13 protein-coding genes are annotated in these 15,753 nt (G+C 72.0%); 7 read left to right on the top strand and 6 right to left on the bottom strand.

Translation table 11 applies throughout. From position 1 onward, the window contains the following. A complete protein-coding gene (locus HEP81_RS04600) occupies positions 1-984 on the bottom strand; it encodes an ABC transporter permease (RefSeq protein WP_190275944.1) in 984 nt (327 codons plus the stop codon). A 291-nt stretch (positions 985-1,275) separates the two neighbouring features. After that, positions 1,276-2,745 (bottom strand): extracellular catalytic domain type 1 short-chain-length polyhydroxyalkanoate depolymerase, encoded by a 1,470-nt coding sequence (locus HEP81_RS04605; protein WP_037662379.1) that lies wholly within the window; start codon positions 2,743-2,745, stop codon positions 1,276-1,278. A 524-nt stretch (positions 2,746-3,269) separates the two neighbouring features. Here HEP81_RS04605 and HEP81_RS04610 point away from each other — a divergent pair. From HEP81_RS04610 to HEP81_RS04630, 5 genes are all read left to right on the top strand, one after another. Beyond that, the gene (locus HEP81_RS04610) at positions 3,270-4,082 is read left to right on the top strand and encodes a 3-hydroxybutyrate dehydrogenase (RefSeq protein ID WP_037662377.1); all 813 of its coding nucleotides are present in this window, start codon (positions 3,270-3,272) and stop codon (positions 4,080-4,082) included. A 144-nt stretch (positions 4,083-4,226) separates the two neighbouring features. Next, positions 4,227-4,517: a hypothetical protein gene (locus tag HEP81_RS04615; RefSeq protein WP_037662376.1), complete on the top strand. Its 291-nt coding sequence runs from the start codon at positions 4,227-4,229 to the stop codon at positions 4,515-4,517. Between the two features lie 88 nt (positions 4,518-4,605). Then, on the top strand, positions 4,606-4,818 hold the full coding sequence (locus HEP81_RS04620) for a helix-turn-helix domain-containing protein (protein WP_037662375.1): 213 nt from the start codon (positions 4,606-4,608) through the stop codon (positions 4,816-4,818). A gap of 127 nt (positions 4,819-4,945) precedes the next feature. Further along, a complete protein-coding gene (locus HEP81_RS04625; protein ID WP_037662373.1) occupies positions 4,946-5,191 on the top strand; it encodes a DUF5133 domain-containing protein in 246 nt (81 codons plus the stop codon). A 132-nt stretch (positions 5,192-5,323) separates the two neighbouring features. Continuing rightward, a complete protein-coding gene (locus tag HEP81_RS04630; protein WP_106980063.1) occupies positions 5,324-6,082 on the top strand; it encodes a restriction endonuclease in 759 nt (252 codons plus the stop codon). A gap of 33 nt (positions 6,083-6,115) precedes the next feature. On the opposite strand, the gene HEP81_RS04635 is transcribed toward HEP81_RS04630, so the two are convergent. From HEP81_RS04635 to HEP81_RS04645, 3 genes are all read right to left on the bottom strand, one after another. Further along, positions 6,116-8,515: a prolyl oligopeptidase family serine peptidase gene (locus HEP81_RS04635; protein WP_037662369.1), complete on the bottom strand. Its 2,400-nt coding sequence runs from the start codon at positions 8,513-8,515 to the stop codon at positions 6,116-6,118. After that, positions 8,491-10,272, bottom strand: coding sequence for an N-acetylglutaminylglutamine amidotransferase (locus HEP81_RS04640; protein WP_037662366.1), 1,782 nt, complete (start codon positions 10,270-10,272; stop codon positions 8,491-8,493). The genes HEP81_RS04635 and HEP81_RS04640 overlap by 25 nt, the downstream gene beginning before the upstream one ends. 276 nt (positions 10,273-10,548) lie before the next feature. Beyond that, complete coding sequence (locus tag HEP81_RS04645; protein WP_051850592.1) at positions 10,549-11,700, bottom strand: carboxylate-amine ligase; 1,152 nt, start codon at positions 11,698-11,700, stop codon at positions 10,549-10,551. 267 nt (positions 11,701-11,967) lie between these two features. Between HEP81_RS04645 and HEP81_RS41250 the strand changes: the two genes are divergently transcribed. Beyond that, positions 11,968-14,076, top strand: coding sequence for an eCIS core domain-containing protein (locus HEP81_RS41250; protein ID WP_051850591.1), 2,109 nt, complete (start codon positions 11,968-11,970; stop codon positions 14,074-14,076). Between the two features lie 66 nt (positions 14,077-14,142). On the opposite strand, the gene HEP81_RS04655 is transcribed toward HEP81_RS41250, so the two are convergent. Then, complete coding sequence (locus HEP81_RS04655) at positions 14,143-14,742, bottom strand: DsbA family protein (RefSeq protein ID WP_051850590.1); 600 nt, start codon at positions 14,740-14,742, stop codon at positions 14,143-14,145. 345 nt (positions 14,743-15,087) lie between these two features. On the opposite strand from HEP81_RS04655, the gene HEP81_RS04660 reads away from it, so the two are divergent. Beyond that, positions 15,088-15,747, top strand: a complete 660-nt coding sequence (locus tag HEP81_RS04660) for a DUF4230 domain-containing protein (protein WP_037662363.1) — start codon at positions 15,088-15,090, stop codon at positions 15,745-15,747. The last annotated feature ends 6 nt before the right edge of the window (positions 15,748-15,753 follow it).

Genomic DNA, 15,753 nt, shown 5'->3' on the forward strand with positions numbered 1-15,753 from the left:
TCAGCTCACCCGCACCCTCCGGTCGAGGAACACCGTGGCGATGTCCGCGAGGATCGCGCCGATCGCGGTGAGCGCGGCGGCGAAGGCGGCTGTCGCGACCGCGCCGTGTACGTCGTTCTTGCTGATGGTCTGGATGAAGTAGCGGCCCATGCCGTTCCAGCCGAAGATCGTCTCCGTGATGACGGCGCCGGTGAAGACGGCCGGGACGCTGAACGCCACGGAGGCCGCCGTCGGGATGAGCGCGGCCCGCAGGGCATGCCTGCGGATGGCCTGGGCGCGGGTGAGGCCGGTGGCCTGGGCGGTGCGCACGAAGTCGGAGTTGAGCGTGTCGAGCAGCAGCGAACGCTGGGTCAGGTGGTAGCCGACGTACCCCATCAGGGTGAGCGTCAGGGTTGGCAGGATCAGATGCAGGAGGCGATCGAGGATCGTGGGGAACAGCCCGTCGACGCCCGGGGAGTTCTCACCGGCGACGTAGAGGAAGTGCAGTCCGGCGTGCTGATTCAGCCAGATGGCGACGAAGACCACGGCGAGGGCGGCGACGGTCGTGGGGACGTTGAACACCACGATGGACACCGCCTGCGAGACCCGGTCGGCCCAGCCGTACTGCCGTGCGGCGGTGTAGACGCCGAGCGCGACGCCGACCACCACGGACAGTACGGTCGCGATGACGACCAACTCCGCGCTGACCAGGGCCCGGTAGCCCATTTCCCCGTTGACGGAGACGCCGGTGGGGGACTTTCCCCAGTCGAAGTGCAGGATCACCGAGGTCAGCCAGTCCCACCAGCGGTGCACCAACGGCACCCGGGGGTCCAGGTTGTACGGCGCGAGGGCCCGGTCGATCTGCGCCTCGCTGCGGACGGGCCGCAGCTCTTTGAAGTTCGACCGCGGGTCCAGGAACCAACTGGCGAGGAAGTAGGTGGCGTTGGTCGCCACCACGATCATCAGGAGCCAGCCGGCCGCCTTGCGCATCACATAGCGCACCATGTGCGGCACCTCCTCACCACACACGGGACGCGTGCTTCTGGAGCACCGGGGGGACAGGGCGAATGCATGCGTGGTGGCGCTTTCTGGGGGGACGGAAGGGCTGCATGGATGTGCACACGTCAGCTTGGTCCCACGCGTCACCCCAGCACCAGGTCTTAACCAGCCGTGCCATGAAGCCGACATGCTGCCGTAGCACAGGGTCGGCAACACGCCACATTTCGGGCGCGGTTGAAACGTTCGGCCTCCGCTCACCGGGCCCGGGCACGCACAGCCGGTCGGTGCGGGCCCGGTTCAGCAGCCGGAGTCGGCGATGACGAAGTAACCCGCAGGGGACTCCCTCAGGGTGTGGGTGATGGCGACGTTGTAGAGGCCCATGTTCTGGTTCGAGCCGTTGGCGTAGGTGTAGCCGCCGCTCTGGTGGGCGCGTCCGGCCTGCACCTGGTTGTAGTTGTTGTCGGTGTAGCACTTGGGCGCGGAACCGGTCGTCGTGGCGGTGACCGAGGTGGAGGACGCGCCGGCGGCGCCCGAGGAGTCGACCGCGGCGACGGTGTAGCGGTAGGCGGTGGCGGCCGTCAGACCGGTGTCGGTGTACGTGGTGCCGGTCGTGGAGCCGGTCTTCGTGCCGTTGCGGTAGATGTCGTACGACGCGGCGCCGCTGACGGCGTTCCAGGACAGCGAGGCGCCGGTGTCGGTGGTGCCGGTCACCATGAGGCCGGTCGGCGCGGGCAGCGAACCGGTGCCGCCGCCCTGCCCCGCGCCGCCGTCCAGGCCCCAGAACTTGGCGGTGTAGTAGCTGGAACAGATGGCCGCGAGGTAGTAGGCGCCCGTGCTGCCGCACTGGTCGGCGCCGGAGCCGGGGTCCACGGCGAGGCCGTGTGTCATACCGGGGACGGAGAACAGGGTGACCGCGGGTCTGCCGGTGCCGTCGTCGTAGCGGCTCTCGGTGGTGCCGCCGGGCAGGCTCTGGGTGCTGGAGGCGGTCTGGCCGATGCCCCAGACATCGGTCCACTGGTCGCGCAGCTCGGTGCCGTTGACCGGGGTGACGGTGGTGTCGGCGGTCCCCTGCCAGACGGCGACCCGGGGCCATGGCCCCGGGTAACCCGGAGCGGAACTGCGGACCTTGTCGCCCCACTGCTTCGGGGTGAGGTTCTGGCTCCCGTACTGGCACCCGGAGGCGGCGGTCAGGGTGGTGGCGCACTGCGCGGGCAGGCCGGAGTCCACGGAGCCGCCCGCGAACACGTCCGGGTAGTCGGCGAGCAGATCCGCGGTCATGCCGCCGCCCGCGGACAGGCCGGTGACGAAGACACGGCCGCGGTCCGAGCCGTACTGCGCCGCGGCGGTGTCGACCATCTGGACGATCGAGGCCGCCTCGCCCTTGCCCCGTGCGTCCTTCGTCGAGTCGAACCAACTGAAGCAGGACAGGCTGTTGTTGGCCGTGCTGGTCTGCGGATAGACCACGGCGAAACCCCATTGGTCGGCGAACTTCTGCCAGCCGGAGTGCGTGTGATAGTCGCTCGCCGACTGGCTGCACCCGTGCAGGGCCACGACCAGGGGCGCGCCGGTGGGCAGGTCGGACGGCGCGTACTCGTACATCGCCAGGTTGCCCGGGTTCGAGCCGAAGCCGGTGACCTGCTGGAGGGTGCCGGCGGCCACCGCGTCGGCGGTGAGGGGGGTGAGGGCGGTCAGGCCCGCGGCGAGCAGGCCCAGTACGGCGGTCTGCGCGGTGCGCCGGAAGAATCCGCGCCAGGTGGTGTGGGGCATGGGTGCGACTCCGATGAGTGGTGGGGAGGGGGCGGAGGCACTGGACGTGGCGCGCCGCCCGGCGGTCCCGTCCCGCCCGGCGTGCCCCGCGCCCGTGCCTTCGGCAGGCCGGGCGCGGACCGGGCCCGCGTCCGGCGCGTCGTCGTACCGGGTTGCTGGAAGCGGAACGTACGACCGCCGCTCCCGGCGCGCCATGTGAGGGGCAGCCAGGGCGGCGGCGCCCGGCGTGGTTCACGCAGCCATGGTGGGGGCGGGGGCGCCATGCCATACGACGGTTCGCGCGGGGCCGGTGGGACTGGCGGGGCTGGCGGGGCTGGTGCGAGGCCGGTGGGGCCGGTGTGGGGCCGGTGGGGCTGTAGCGCGGACCCGCTCGGGGGCTTGCCGGGGCGGTGCGCCCGCGCCCGGGCGGGCTCCCCGGCGTCGTCCGGCCGTCGGCGCATGGTGGCGCCGCCCATTTCGAGGTGCGGAAATGTGTCGGTGATCCACGTGTCTCGCCTCGGGGTTCCTCCCTACGGTGTTCGACCATGGACAGTGCCAAGACGCCCCAGCATCCCGGGCCCGGTGCCGCCGTCGCGGCCGGACCGGCCTCGATGCGGTTCCTCGCCGGCCGCAAGGCTCTGGTCACCGGTGCGGCCAGCGGGATCGGCCGGGCCTGCGCGGAGGGCTTCGCCGCGGCCGGTGCCGAGGTCTATGTGGTGGACCGGGCCGCCGAGGCGGCCAAGGAGGTGGCCGGGGCGATCGGCGGCATCGCCGTGGTGGCCGACCTCTCCGAGGCCGAGGAAGTCGACGCGTTGCCGGACGACGCGGACATCGTGGTCAACAACGCGGGTCTGCAACACATCGCGCCGGTCCATGAGTTCCCCCCGGACCGCTTCACGCTGATCCAACGGGTCATGGTGGAGGCGCCGTTCCGCATCCTGCGCCGCACCCTGCCCCATATGTACGCGGGGGCGTGGGGCCGGGTGGTGAACATCTCCTCGGTGCACGGACTGCGGGCCAGCGCCTACAAATCGGCGTACGTCACGGCGAAGCACGCGCTGGAGGGGCTGAGCAAGGTGGTCGCCCTGGAGGGCGCCGCGCACGGTGTGACCAGCAACTGCCTGAACCCCGGGTACGTCCGCACGCCCCTGGTGGAGCGGCAGATCGCCGATCAGGCGCGCGCCCACGGCATTCCGGTGGCGGACGTGCTGGACCAGGTGTTCCTGGAACGCACCGCGATCAAGCGGCTGATCGAGCCGGTGGAGGTCGCCGAGGCGGCGCTGTGGCTGTGCGGGGAGCACAGCGCCTGTCTGACCGGCAGCTCGATCCCCCTGGACGGCGGCTGGACCGCGCACTGACGTCGGTCAACGCCTCTGCTCCCTTCACCAGTTCAAGCCATTCACCTGCCGGAACCGTGGAAAACGGACGTCCGGGGGTATCCGCAGCCGAGATCGGGACGCGGCACCGCCCTCGTCCCCCTGCGGCGAAAGGAGACATGGCGCATGGCCACCGACGCGAACTCAGCGAGGATCACGGCGAAGGTCCAGGGCCGGGACATCACCCTGGAAGGGGGCTTGTCGAAGGACGAGATCAGGAGCCGGGTGTGGTGGTGGCGGGCGGCCGGCTCCGGGGCCGCGGGGGAACGGGACGGCCACGGCCATGAGTACGACGACTCGCAGGCGGACGTGATCGCCACCCTGGGCGGCTACTACAGAGTCTCCGGCGATCCCCGCACACGGGAGGCCGAGGAACTGGTGGAGTTGGTGTACACGGAACTCAACCCCACTGACTGACATACCCGTTGAACCCGCTCGGGTGCATGGGGAGCGGCGGTGGGGGCAATCGGTGATCACGTCTCGACATGACGAGAAGGAGATCATCGTGAACAAGGGACAGTGGATCACGGGCGGCGCGCGCGAGGAACTGGCCGACGCCTTCGCCGGGGAGTACCGGGAGGGGCGGTCGATCCGTGCCATCGCCGAGGCGCACGGCCGGTCGTACGGCTTTGTGCATCGCCTGCTCGGCGAGGCGGGCGTGCCGCTGCGTGCCCGGGGCGGCGATGTGCGCACGGAAGCCGGCCGGTCGGCACGATGACGTGCGGAAAGCCGCCGGAGCCGGGCATGTGGTGACACGGCGGGGGCAGACGGGATGCCGGGGCAGGAAGAGCCCCGATCCACTGTCATGCCCCCCTATCCACCGTCTTGCCAGGGAGGACTTCGCCGTGTCGCTGCCCGCCGAGAAGGAAGTGCGTACGCTGCTCGCCCGGTTCGCCGAGGCCCGCTTCCGCCATGATCTCCAGCCCACCGGCCGCTCCAGCCGCGAGTTGGAGGACACCTCCTCCGCCCTCTGCGCGATGACCGGCACCCGGACGGTGGACGGGGCGCTCGCCGCGGCCGACGCGCTCCTGGACCGGCTCCGGGCGAACCGCCGCGCGGCCGCCGAAAGGCCCCGGGCACTGGCCGCTTGAACAAGCCCGAGAGCCGTAGAGCTGTAGAGCTGTAGAGCTGTAGAGCTGTAGAGCTGTAGAGCTGTAGAGCTGTAGGCACTCTCGGGCATCCGTATGTCTTCGCACTCCGTTCCCTGCCCGAAAGAGAGCCAGATGACGATACCGGTGCGCCCAATGCGACCTGTGCGCCGAGACCGGCGGTTCGATCTGCGGACGACCACCTGGTTCTTCGTCCTGCTCGCGACCGTCCTCTGCCTGCTGGCGCTCGTGGTGCGCCTGGCGGCGGGTGTCGTCGAGCGTCGTCCGCTGTGGGCCGCCGTCCTGGCCGTGCTCGCCGTCGCCGGGTGCCTGCTCTGGTGGCCGGGTCGGGGGAGGCTGTCCGCCGGGAGGTACGCCAGGCGGGCCGCCCGCGCGCTGGAGGCGGGGGCCGAGGCGGCATCCGACAGTCTCGACCTCGCACCGGTGGACGTCGCCGTGCCCGGCGGGGACGGGGAGGAACCCACGCTTCTCCTCGACTCCCACGACGCCTATGCCGAGTTGGACCCCGATGGGTTCGAGCAGGCCATCGCCGAGCTGTGCGTACGGGAGGGCTGCGGCGAGGTGGAGGTGGTGGGCGGCGCCGGCGATCTGGGGGCGGATGTCGTCGCGGTCACGGCGGAGGGGCTGCGCGTGATCATCCAGTGCAAGCAGTACGGCGATGCCAACAAGGTGGGCTCACAGGACATGCAGCGCTTCGGCGGCACGTGTTTCACCATTCACGAGGCCGATGTCGCGGCGCTCGTCACCACCAGCGAGTTCACCGCACCCGCGCTCGACTACGCGCGGCAGTGCGGCATCGTCTGCATGGACGGACAGGAACTGGAGGCGTGGCGCGAGGGAACGGGCCCGAGCCCCTGGGATCCGCGCCCATAGGGCGGGAGTCGGAGCCGGCGACCCGCCGGCTCCTCAGCCGAGCAGGTGCCGTTGCAACCAGTCGGCGGCGGCACGGCGGAAGAGCCTGCGGTTGTCGGCGCGAAGGAAGTCGTGTCCTTCCTCGCGCAGGGTGAGGAGTTCGGCGGGCACACCGCGCTCGCGTGCCGCCCGTACGAACTGCTCCGACTCCCTGGGCGGCACATTGGTGTCATGCTCCCCGTGCACCGCGAACACCGGTGCCCGCAGCGCGTCGATACGGGTCATCGGCGAGAGCTCGCGCAGCAGTTCGCGGTCGCGTTCGGGATGGCCGTACTTGTGGGCCGCCGACTGGGCGATCCAGGGTTCGGTGCCCTCGAAGAACGTCGCCAGGTCCGACATCCCGCACACCGCGACGCCGGTGCGGAAGAGGTCCGGGTGCCAGACCAGGGAGGCGAAGGTGAGGTAGCCGCCGTACGAACGGCCCATCACCGCGAGCCGGGACGGGTCGGCAGGACCGGCCAGTACGGCGTGTGCGGTGCAGTCCGCCACATCGTCGAGGGCGGCGAACCGGCCCCTTCCCAGGTCGGCGTCGACGAACGACCGGCCGTAGCCGGAGGATCCGCGTACATCGGGCGCGAAGATGTCCAGTCCCCGCCCCAGGATCTCGTGGTACAGAGGGTCGAGGACGGGGCGTTCCTGGTCCTCGGGCCCGCCGTGCAGATGGATGACACAGGGCGCAGGTTCGCCGGGCGCGCGCCCCGGTGCGCGGTAGTACCAGCCGTTCAACGGCAGCCCGTCCCGGGCGGTGGGGCGCAGCGGGACCGGTCGTACGGGCGGGCGGCCGGGCGGTACGGCGTCCTCGTCCCGGGAGGACCAGGGAGTGCGGACCGGGGTCGCGCCGTCCGGCAGCCACCAGATGCCGGGGCGACGGCGTGATCCCGAAAGGGCCAGCGCGAGACGGGAGTTGGCGTCGGTGACGCGGGTGACGACCTCGTGAGGCAGGGAGATGTGCCGGGACGTGGAGCCGGTCCCCTCCTCCGGCCGGGTGTCCGTGTCCGCACCCGTGTCGGTGTCCGGGTCCAGGATCTCGACGTCGCTCATGCCCCGGATGTTCCAGGCGAGCACGGCGGTGGCGCCGTCGCGGGTGTACCGCAGCAGTTCCAGGTCGCTGCCCTCGCGTGCGGCGACGGTCGACCAGCCGAGCGGCCGTCCGTCCGGGTCGAGTTCGGCGGTGAGCAGGACCGCGAACTCCCGGTGGGCGTTGCTGCGCAGCCGGAGGGCGTCCGCTCTGGGGGAGAAGCTGCCGATCCAGGGGTCCCCGTCGGCCACCGGCAGCACACAGGTCGTCACATGGTCGGCGGTGCGCAGCACGACCGCCTCGCGCCGGCCGCGCGGTCCCCGGCGCAGCAGGGCGAGCGACCCGTCGCGGCTGAGGTCGCACACGCGCAGTGTCGCCGCGTCCTGCACGGCGGCGATCAGGACGGGGGCGGCGACTCCGTCCGGATCGACCAGATAGGCCGACAGCCCGTCGCCGAAGGCGGTGGCCGTGAGGGTGCCGCCCGGGGCGCCGATCGGCGTGGTCCCCACCGTGACGGCGGGCGACGGCAGGGCCGGGCCGCGGTCCGTGTGGGGCGCCGGGCCGAGCAGTTCCGTCTCGCCCGCGCGGCCCCGCCAGTGGTCCGGCAGACGGCCGTCGGAAAAGCCGGAGCCGAGGTCGAGGCCGAAGCCACGGCCGGTGCCGGTGCCGGACGGGCCGTCGCCGGACGTGGTGTCCGAACCGGACGGGGAGGCCGGGGCGGGTGGTCCGGTGGGGACCGCGACGGTGACCGTGACCGCCGATCCGTCGTGCGCCCAGCAGCCCAGATGGGCGGAGCTGCCCGGTTCGGCGCCGGCCAGGATCTGCCGGTCGCTGCCGTCCGGGCGGACGCACAGCACCCGGGTGTGCTCACCGCCGCCGGGCGCCGTGGTGTAGGCGATCCAGCGGCCGTCGGGCGACCAGGACACCTCCCGTACGGGGTCGGGGCCGTCGTCGAGCAGTCGTACCGGCTCCCCGTCGGCGGGGCCCGTCCACAGCTGCGGTACGCCGCCCCGGTCGCAGATGAAGGCGAGCCGGGTGCCGGACGGGTCGGCCGAGGGGTACCAGCAGCCGTGCGCGATGAGCCGCGTCGGCGCGTCGCGGGGCCCGGAGGCGTCCGGCAGCGGGATACGGGCAGGCGCGGCGAAGGCCGCTGTCAGCCCGTCGGAGCCCGCCGGGGGCGGGGCACCGGTCCCGTCCGTGCGCTCTTCCGTGCGCTCGGCAGGCCGCTCGTCGGTCGGGCGCTCCTGCGAACGCACGGTGGCGGGCCGTCCCGCATCGGCCGTGCCGACGTCGGACGGGTGCTGCGCGACGGGCTCCGCGGCCGGATTCCGCGCGGTCGCGTCCCCTGCGGTCAGATTCCGTGCGTTTGAAGCCATATCTCCAGCAAAGCCACCTGCCACAGCGCGTTCGCTCCGCGCTTGGTGCGGTGACGGTCGGGGGCGGCGAGGAGTGCGGTGACGTAGGAGTCCTGGAAGACGCCGCGCCGTTTCGCCTCGGGGGCGCTGAGCGCGTCGCGCACCCTTTCCAGCACGGGTCCGGCCATATGGGTGATCGCCGGGACGGGGAAGTAGCCCTTGGGGCGGTCGACCACCTCGGGCGGCAGGAGTTTGCGGCCCGCCTCCTTCAGCACGCCCTTGCCGCCGTCGGCCAGCTTCAGCTCCGGCGGGCACGCGGCCGCCAGCTCCACCAGCTCGTGATCGAGGAACGGCACCCGGGCCTCCAGGCCCCAGTCCATGGTCATGTTGTCGACCCGCTTGACCGGGTCGTCCGCCAGCATGACGTGGGTGTCCAGGCGCAGGGCGGCGTCGAGCGCCGTCTCGGCCCCGGGCACGGCCATGTGCTCCCGCACGAACCGGCCGGACACATCGTCCTCGGTCAGCATGTCCGGACGCAGGATGGCGGAGAGGTCCTGGTGCGACCGGTCGAAGTAGGTCTCGGCGTACCGCTGCGGCTCCTCCTCGCGGGGCGCGTCGGCCAGCCGCGGATACCAGTGGTAGCCGGCGAATACCTCGTCGGCGCCCTGCCCGCTCTGGACGACCTTGACGCTGCGCGAGACCTGCTCGGACAGCAGATGGAAGGCGACCACGTCATGGCTCATCATGGGCTCGCTCATCGCTGCGACCGCCCCGTCCAGGGCCGTCGAGACGCGCCGCGAGGGGATCAGCAGCTGATGGTGGTCGGTGGCGAACTCCCGGGCCACCAGGTCGGAGTACCAGAACTCGTCGCCCTCGTCACCGGCCTCCGCCTCGAAGCCCACGCTGAACGTGGCCAGGTCCCGCTGCCCCTCGTCGGCCAGCAGGGCCACGATCAGGCTGGAGTCCAGTCCGCCGGACAGCAGGACGCCGACCGGGACGTCCGCGACCATGCGCCGCTGGACGGCCGTGCGCAGCGCGTCCAGCACCGCGTCCCGCCACTCGGCGGCGTCCATGCCGAGGTGCTCGGGGCGGCGGGTGTACGACGGCTGCCAGTAGCGGTGGTCCCGGTGGGTGCCGTCCGGTTCGACGACCCGCACGGTGGCCGGGGGGAGCTTGCGCACCCCCGCCAGCACGGTGCGGGGCGCGGCCACGGTCGCGTGCCAGCTGAGGTACTGGTGCAGGGCGGCCGGGTCCAGCGAGGTGTCGACGTCGCCGGCCGCGAGCAGCGCGGGCAGCGAGGAGGCGAAGCGCAGCCGCCCGGGGGTCCGCGCCAGGTAGAGGGGCTTGATGCCGAGCCGGTCGCGGATCAGGATCAGCCGGCCGGTCCGGTGTTCGACCAGGGCGACGGCGAACATGCCGTGGAAGTGGTCGACGCAGGCGGTGCCCCACTGCCGGTACGCCGCAAGGACGACCTCGGTGTCGGACGTGGACCGGAACCGGTGCCCGAGGGCGACCAGCTCCGCCCGCAGCTCCCGGTAGTTGTAGATGCAACCGTTGAAGACGCCGGTGACCTCTCCGGTGGTGTCGGTCAGGGGCTGGGCCCCGCGCTCGGAGAGGTCGATGATCTTCAGACGGCGGTGCCCCAGGGCCACGGCGTCCCGCGTCCAGACCCCCTGCCCGTCGGGGCCGCGGGGGGCGAGCCGGTCGCTCATCCGCTCCACCGCCGCCAGATCGGGCCGCGTCCCGTCGAAGCGCATCTCCCCGCTCAGGCCGCACATCCGCGACCACCTCCCCGGTGCGCGTAGGGGTCGCGCGGCGGGCGCGGCGAGTACGGCAAGTGCGGCGGTGAGGTGCGCGGGAGGCCGCGCACCGGCATGTGGCCGGGACTGGTCGACACGGGGATGTCTCTCCTTCGCGACAAGGGGTGTCCGGGTGGTACCGACGTTCTATGTGTGCCCTCTCGCGTCCTCTCTCTGCGCTCCTGCGTCCTCTTTCTGTGCTCCGGTGCGGTGTGGCTTCTGTGCTCCGGTGCGGTGCGGCCCGGACCGCTGCGGCTACGCGGCGGCCTGCCCCGGCGAGGCGACGCGGTGGGCGGGTGCGGTGCGCCGTGGGCGCGGGCGCTCCTCGCCCCGGGTCTCCGCGATCGCCAGATCCGTGCACGCCAGCAGGTCGTCGTGGTGGGCCGTACGACGGATGCGGTGGGCGGCGCTGCCGTCCGCGAGCGCGCGTTCGGCCAGGTCCCGGACGGTGGGCCAGTCCCCGGCGGCCTCCAGCGCCGGGCGCACCCTGCCCAGCAGGCCCCGGACGACCTCGGCCGCGGGCGCCTCGCGCCGGGTGCCGGGGTCGATCAGGGCACCCTCCAGGCCCGACCGCGCGGCCCGCCAGGCGGCCGCGCGCAGCCATTCGTGCCGGCCCGGGCAGGCGGGTGGCTCCGCCGCCGCCAGTCGCGCGCGGGCGTCGGTCACCAGGGCGCGGAAGAGCCCGGCGATCAGTACCACCGTCTCGGCGCGGGGGCAGGCGTCGCAGATGCGCAGTTCAAGGGTCTGCTGGTGGGCGGAGGGCCGGATGTCGTAGTAGATCATTCCCACGTCGCTGATGACGCCGGAACGGACCAGGCCCTGCACCACCGCGTCGTACTCGGCGGCGTCGGCGAAACAGCCGGGCGGGCCCGCGGTGGGCCAGCGCTGCCAGACCATGGTCCGCCAGCTGGCGTACCCGGTGTCGGTGTTCGCCCAGAAGGGGGAACTGGCGGAGAGGGCCAGCAGCGCGTGCAGCCACGGGGACACCTCGCACATGACGCGTACGGCCAGGTCCCGGTCGGGTACGTCGACGTGGACATGGGTCCCGCAGATCAGCTGCTCGTCGGCGACCAGGCGGTAGTCGTCGACCATACGGCGATATCGGCGCCCGGGGGTGGGGCGGGTGTCCTCGGCGCGGGCCAGCGGCACGGTACCCGCGGCCACGACGGCCAGTCCGTGTGCGGTCGCCCCGGCATCGAGCCGGCGCCTGGCGCCGGTCACATCGTCGTACAGGTCGGCGAGAGTCTCATGCACACCACTGTTCGTCTCCACGGCAGCCTGCTGCAACTCGGTCGTGAAGGTGTGTTCGGGGAGACCCTTCAGCACGGCATCGGCCCGCGGGGCGAGTCGGCCCGTCTCCACCTCGACGATGTGGAATTCCTCTTCCACTCCGATACGAACGGTCACGCGCTCTCCTAGGTGACGGCCGAACGCCGGCAACCGCGCCCGGAAGCCGCCCCGCCCCATCAGTCCCCCGGAGGCGAGTTGTGCCCCGACTTCCCACGAAACCCATTGCTAAGCGTCCGGCCCCGGCGGCGGGCGCCGTACCGGCGGTCCGAACCCCTCCGGGTTGCCCGTACGGGCCGCTCATACTGCCCCTTCGTACCTGGCGCCGACGCTCGCGAACACGTATCCAGAAAGAAGATGATCAACACACCTTGGAGGAGAGACCCCTTGCGCGATCACGAGGACGCCAAAGCCACCGGGATCGGCAGGGACCGTACCTCTTCCCGCAGAGCGGACCCCGCCCCGGCCGCGCAGCCGGCCGGGCTGCTCGGGCTCCAGGCCGCGGTCGGCAACGCGGCGGTCGTCCAGATGCTGCGCCGGGCCGGTGGGGGCGAGGTGCAGAGGTCCGCGGTCCACGACGTCCTGCGCGCCGGGGGCCGGCCGCTGGACGAGGGCGTGCGGACCGACATGGAGGCGCGGCTTGGCGCGGACTTCTCCGACGTCCGGGTGCACAGTGACGCCCGGGCCCGGGCGTCCGCGGCCGCCATGGGGGCGCGTGCCTACACCTCGGGCAACCACATCGTGATCGGCGACGGCGGCGGGGACCGCCACACCCTCGCGCACGAGCTCACCCATGTCATCCAGCAGCGTCGAGGACCGGTCGCGGGCACGGAGACGGGCGACGGACTGCGGGTGTCCGATCCGTCGGACCGCTTCGAACGGGAGGCGGAGGCGACCGCGCACCGGGTCCTGCGCGGATCACCGGCCGGCGCGGCGGCGCACGGACCGGCGGACGCCTCCGGGGCGACGCCTGCGGGGCGGCCGTCGGTCCAGCGGCTGCTGGTGCTCGGGCAGAAGGGCGAGGCGAAGGCGGCGGAGCCCGCGTACGCGGAGATACGGGCGGAGCTCACGGATCCGGAGCTGATCAGCGCCTGGGAGGACACGAAGAACAAGCCGGCGATCATGAAGGTGCTCGACGAGTGGATCACGGCTCCGAAGCAGTCCACGCCCCAGGCCACCGCGAAGAGCGAGCGCGGCCCCCGGGACGCGCTCGCCCGCTCCTACGCGACGATGGACGAGGCGGCCTCCGCCGTGCTGGACCGGGTCAACGCCCTGCCGGTCGCCGACGTGGAGAAGGCGATCTCCGACGACGTGGCGGTCGACGCGAAGATCAAGGAGGTGCTGGCCGGATTCGTCGCGAACTCCCTGCGGCCGTGGCTCGGGAAGCAGCGGACGCAGGTGACAAAACTGGAGGACATGCTCTCGAAGACCGTGGCGGAACTGGCGTCGGTGCGACGGCTCTACCTGCCGTACATCGAGTTCGGCGAGAAGACGCTGGACGGGATCCTCAGCAACCCCGATGCGCAGGGCTTCGCCACGCTCATCAGTGCCATCCATGACATCGCCGAGATCCTCTACGACATCAAGGAACTCGAACAGCATGTCACGGTCTCCGAGGAGCAGTTCAAGGGATACGTGCTCAAGGACGGGGCGAAGCTCGCGGGGCCGCGGAACTCGCCCGCCTGGGCGCTCGGTGACGGGGCGGGCGCGTCGGGCGGGAGCGTCGACGATCTGGAGCGGACGCCGGTCCCCAACACGTTCCGGGGGGCGATGGCGACACCGAACCAGCGCAACGACCAGGTGCGGACCGCCGGCCACCTCGGCTACCCGGTGTCGCTGGGGCCCTCGCGGACGACGGGCAAGCTGATGAAGCTGGCCGACACGACCGGCGCCGACCCGGCGGTCAAGGAGGCCATCGCCTACTCGCTGCTGGCCCTGTGGTACACGGACTACCGGCGCGACCTCACGGACATCCACCGCTACCACTTCGTGATGGACATGGCGGCCAACTTCGGTGTCGCCTACGACCCTTACAAGGCGCCGCGCAATCCGGCGACGGGCCAGGACTACTCCCAGCTGATCGCCGACACGCTCGACCGGTTCCGCAAGAACCACGAGGAGGAGTCGGCGCGGTACTGGAAGAAGGCCGAGGAGCTGAAACTCGATCCGCCCGCGATTCCCGGTCCGGTCAACGGGCCGTCGGCGGGTGAGCAGTCCGCCCAGGCGGTGGAGGAGGCGGCGCCCGCGTGGAAGACCGACCCGGTCGCACGGGCCGTGATGGCGGCGCTCAAGGCCGCGCCCAAGTTCCGGATCCCGGGCGAGAAGCACGACGCGGTCGACCGACTCCGGCTCACCGAGGAGCAGTTCGACGCGGCGTTCACCCTCCTGACGTCGAAGGACCACGTGGGGAACAAGCCGCTGGTGCAGATCGACCGCATGGGCCTGGTGCTCACCAACCCCGGTAAGGCGGCGGCCAAGAAGGCGACGGACCTGTGACCTCGCGGACGTCCCACGAGGCGCCCGGCGGCCGGTGAACGGACCGGCCGCCGGGCGCCTTCGCGCTTACGCGGACGGGCCGTCCGCCAGTGTCAGGAATTTGCCGAAGACACCCGGGTCGAACAGGAGCCCATCGGACTCGACCGGGATCTGATACCCGTTCACCACGGCCGTCGGTGTGCCCGGCCCGGCGTGCCCGCCGCCGCGGCCGGCGGCGGCGTAGGCGCTCTCGGCGGAGTCCACGAAGCCCCGGTACTTCATCGACCTCACCGCGGCGTCGAAGGAGGGGCTCCGCAACCCCTTGACCTTGCCCGCCAGTTGCAGCAGGCGCGCGTCGGTGAACCCGTCCACCTCCTCGGCGGGCTGGTTCTGGTAGAGGACGGCGTGGTACTCGACGAACTTCCCCCTCTCCAGGGCCGCGCGCAGCGCGTTGACCGCCTTCTTCGACCCGTCTCCGCCCAGCCGCGGGTCCAGGAACGACGCCATCGTGTACTCGACCTTGGCCTTGTGCCGCAGCACCCACTCGGTCAGGACCGGGCCCCCGCCCGAGGTCTCGAATTCCTTGCAGACCGGGCAACGCGGGTCCCCGTAGAGGCGCACGGTCATCCTCGCCCCGGGGTCGCCCACCAGAACCGTCGAGCGGTCCGGCTCCACCTTCTCGGGCACGTCGGCAAGCCCGGGGTACGCTGCCTCGGTCCGGCTCGCCGAACCGGCGCCGCCACTCCCCTGCCGCGGCCCGCCGCCGTCCGCGGCTCCCTGGTGTCCCGGCCCGCAACTCACCACGGCCGCACCGAGCAAACCGCTTGCCACGACCGCCGTCAGCCGTCTGTGCGCACGCTTCATCCGCATCATGCCCCCCTGTGATTCTGGAAAAGGGGAGAGTAGGCCATCGGCCGCCGGTCGGCGCGGCCGGGGGCCCGCCGCCCGGGGCCGGGGCGGTTCCCGCTGTCAAATCGGGGGTCTGTTACGGGCTTTGGGGGGCATCCGGACAGCAGGAAGGAGGGGTGCCGGATGTCGACCGACCTCAGGCGGCCGCCCCGACGGATGCCCGGCTGGGCGAAGGCGGTGGCCGCCCTCGTGGTGGTGCTCGCGGTGCTGTTCGCCGGGATCAGGCTGGCCGTGCTCCCGGGCGTCAAGGATCTGCTCGGCACCGAGACGCACGACCGCTCGGGTCCCGCTCTCCTCAAGTCCATCGACGACATGAGCCGTTACGACGCGGCCTCGGGCAACTTCCAGGTGGTCGTCGACCTGGAGAAGGACGCCAAGTACCTGCCGGACGCCCTGCGCGGCACCCGCACGCTGTACGTGGGCGCCGGCACCGTGGAGGCGTACGTGGACCTCGGCCGGGTCGGCGAGAAGGACGTGACGGTGAACAAGGACCGTACGTCGGCCACCTTGCGGCTCCCGCACGCACGACTGGGCAAGCCGGCCCTGGACGCCGACCACTCCTACGCCGTCTCCAAGCAGCGCGGACTGCTCGACCGCCTGGGCGACCTGTTCTCGGACAACCCCGACAGCGAGCACGCCGTACAGAAGCTCGCCGTGTCCCGTATCGGCGAGGCGGCCAAGGGCAGCGGACTGACCGCGCGGGCCGAGAGCAACACCACGGACATGCTGGAGGGTCTGCTGCACTCCCTCGGATTCAAGGACGTGCACGTCACCTACGGGTGAACCGCC

The sequence above is a fragment of the Streptomyces griseofuscus genome, from assembly GCF_014673495.1.
In the GTDB taxonomy this organism is placed as follows: Bacteria; Actinomycetota; Actinomycetes; order Streptomycetales; family Streptomycetaceae; genus Streptomyces; species Streptomyces murinus.

Bases quoted from the DNA above. Each gene is read 5' to 3' on its own strand.
- HEP81_RS04600 (WP_190275944.1), bottom strand. From the start codon at position 984: ATGGTGCGCTATGTGATGCGCAAGGCGGCCGGCTGGCTCCTGATGATC.
- HEP81_RS04605 (WP_037662379.1), bottom strand. From the start codon at position 2,745: ATGCCCCACACCACCTGGCGCGGATTCTTCCGGCGCACCGCGCAGACC.
- HEP81_RS04610 (WP_037662377.1), top strand. From the start codon at position 3,270: ATGGACAGTGCCAAGACGCCCCAGCATCCCGGGCCCGGTGCCGCCGTC.
- HEP81_RS04615 (WP_037662376.1), top strand. From the start codon at position 4,227: ATGGCCACCGACGCGAACTCAGCGAGGATCACGGCGAAGGTCCAGGGC.
- HEP81_RS04630 (WP_106980063.1), top strand. From the start codon at position 5,324: ATGACGATACCGGTGCGCCCAATGCGACCTGTGCGCCGAGACCGGCGG.
- HEP81_RS04635 (WP_037662369.1), bottom strand. From the start codon at position 8,515: ATGGCTTCAAACGCACGGAATCTGACCGCAGGGGACGCGACCGCGCGG.
- HEP81_RS04640 (WP_037662366.1), bottom strand. From the start codon at position 10,272: ATGTGCGGCCTGAGCGGGGAGATGCGCTTCGACGGGACGCGGCCCGAT.
- HEP81_RS04660 (WP_037662363.1), top strand. From the start codon at position 15,088: ATGTCGACCGACCTCAGGCGGCCGCCCCGACGGATGCCCGGCTGGGCG.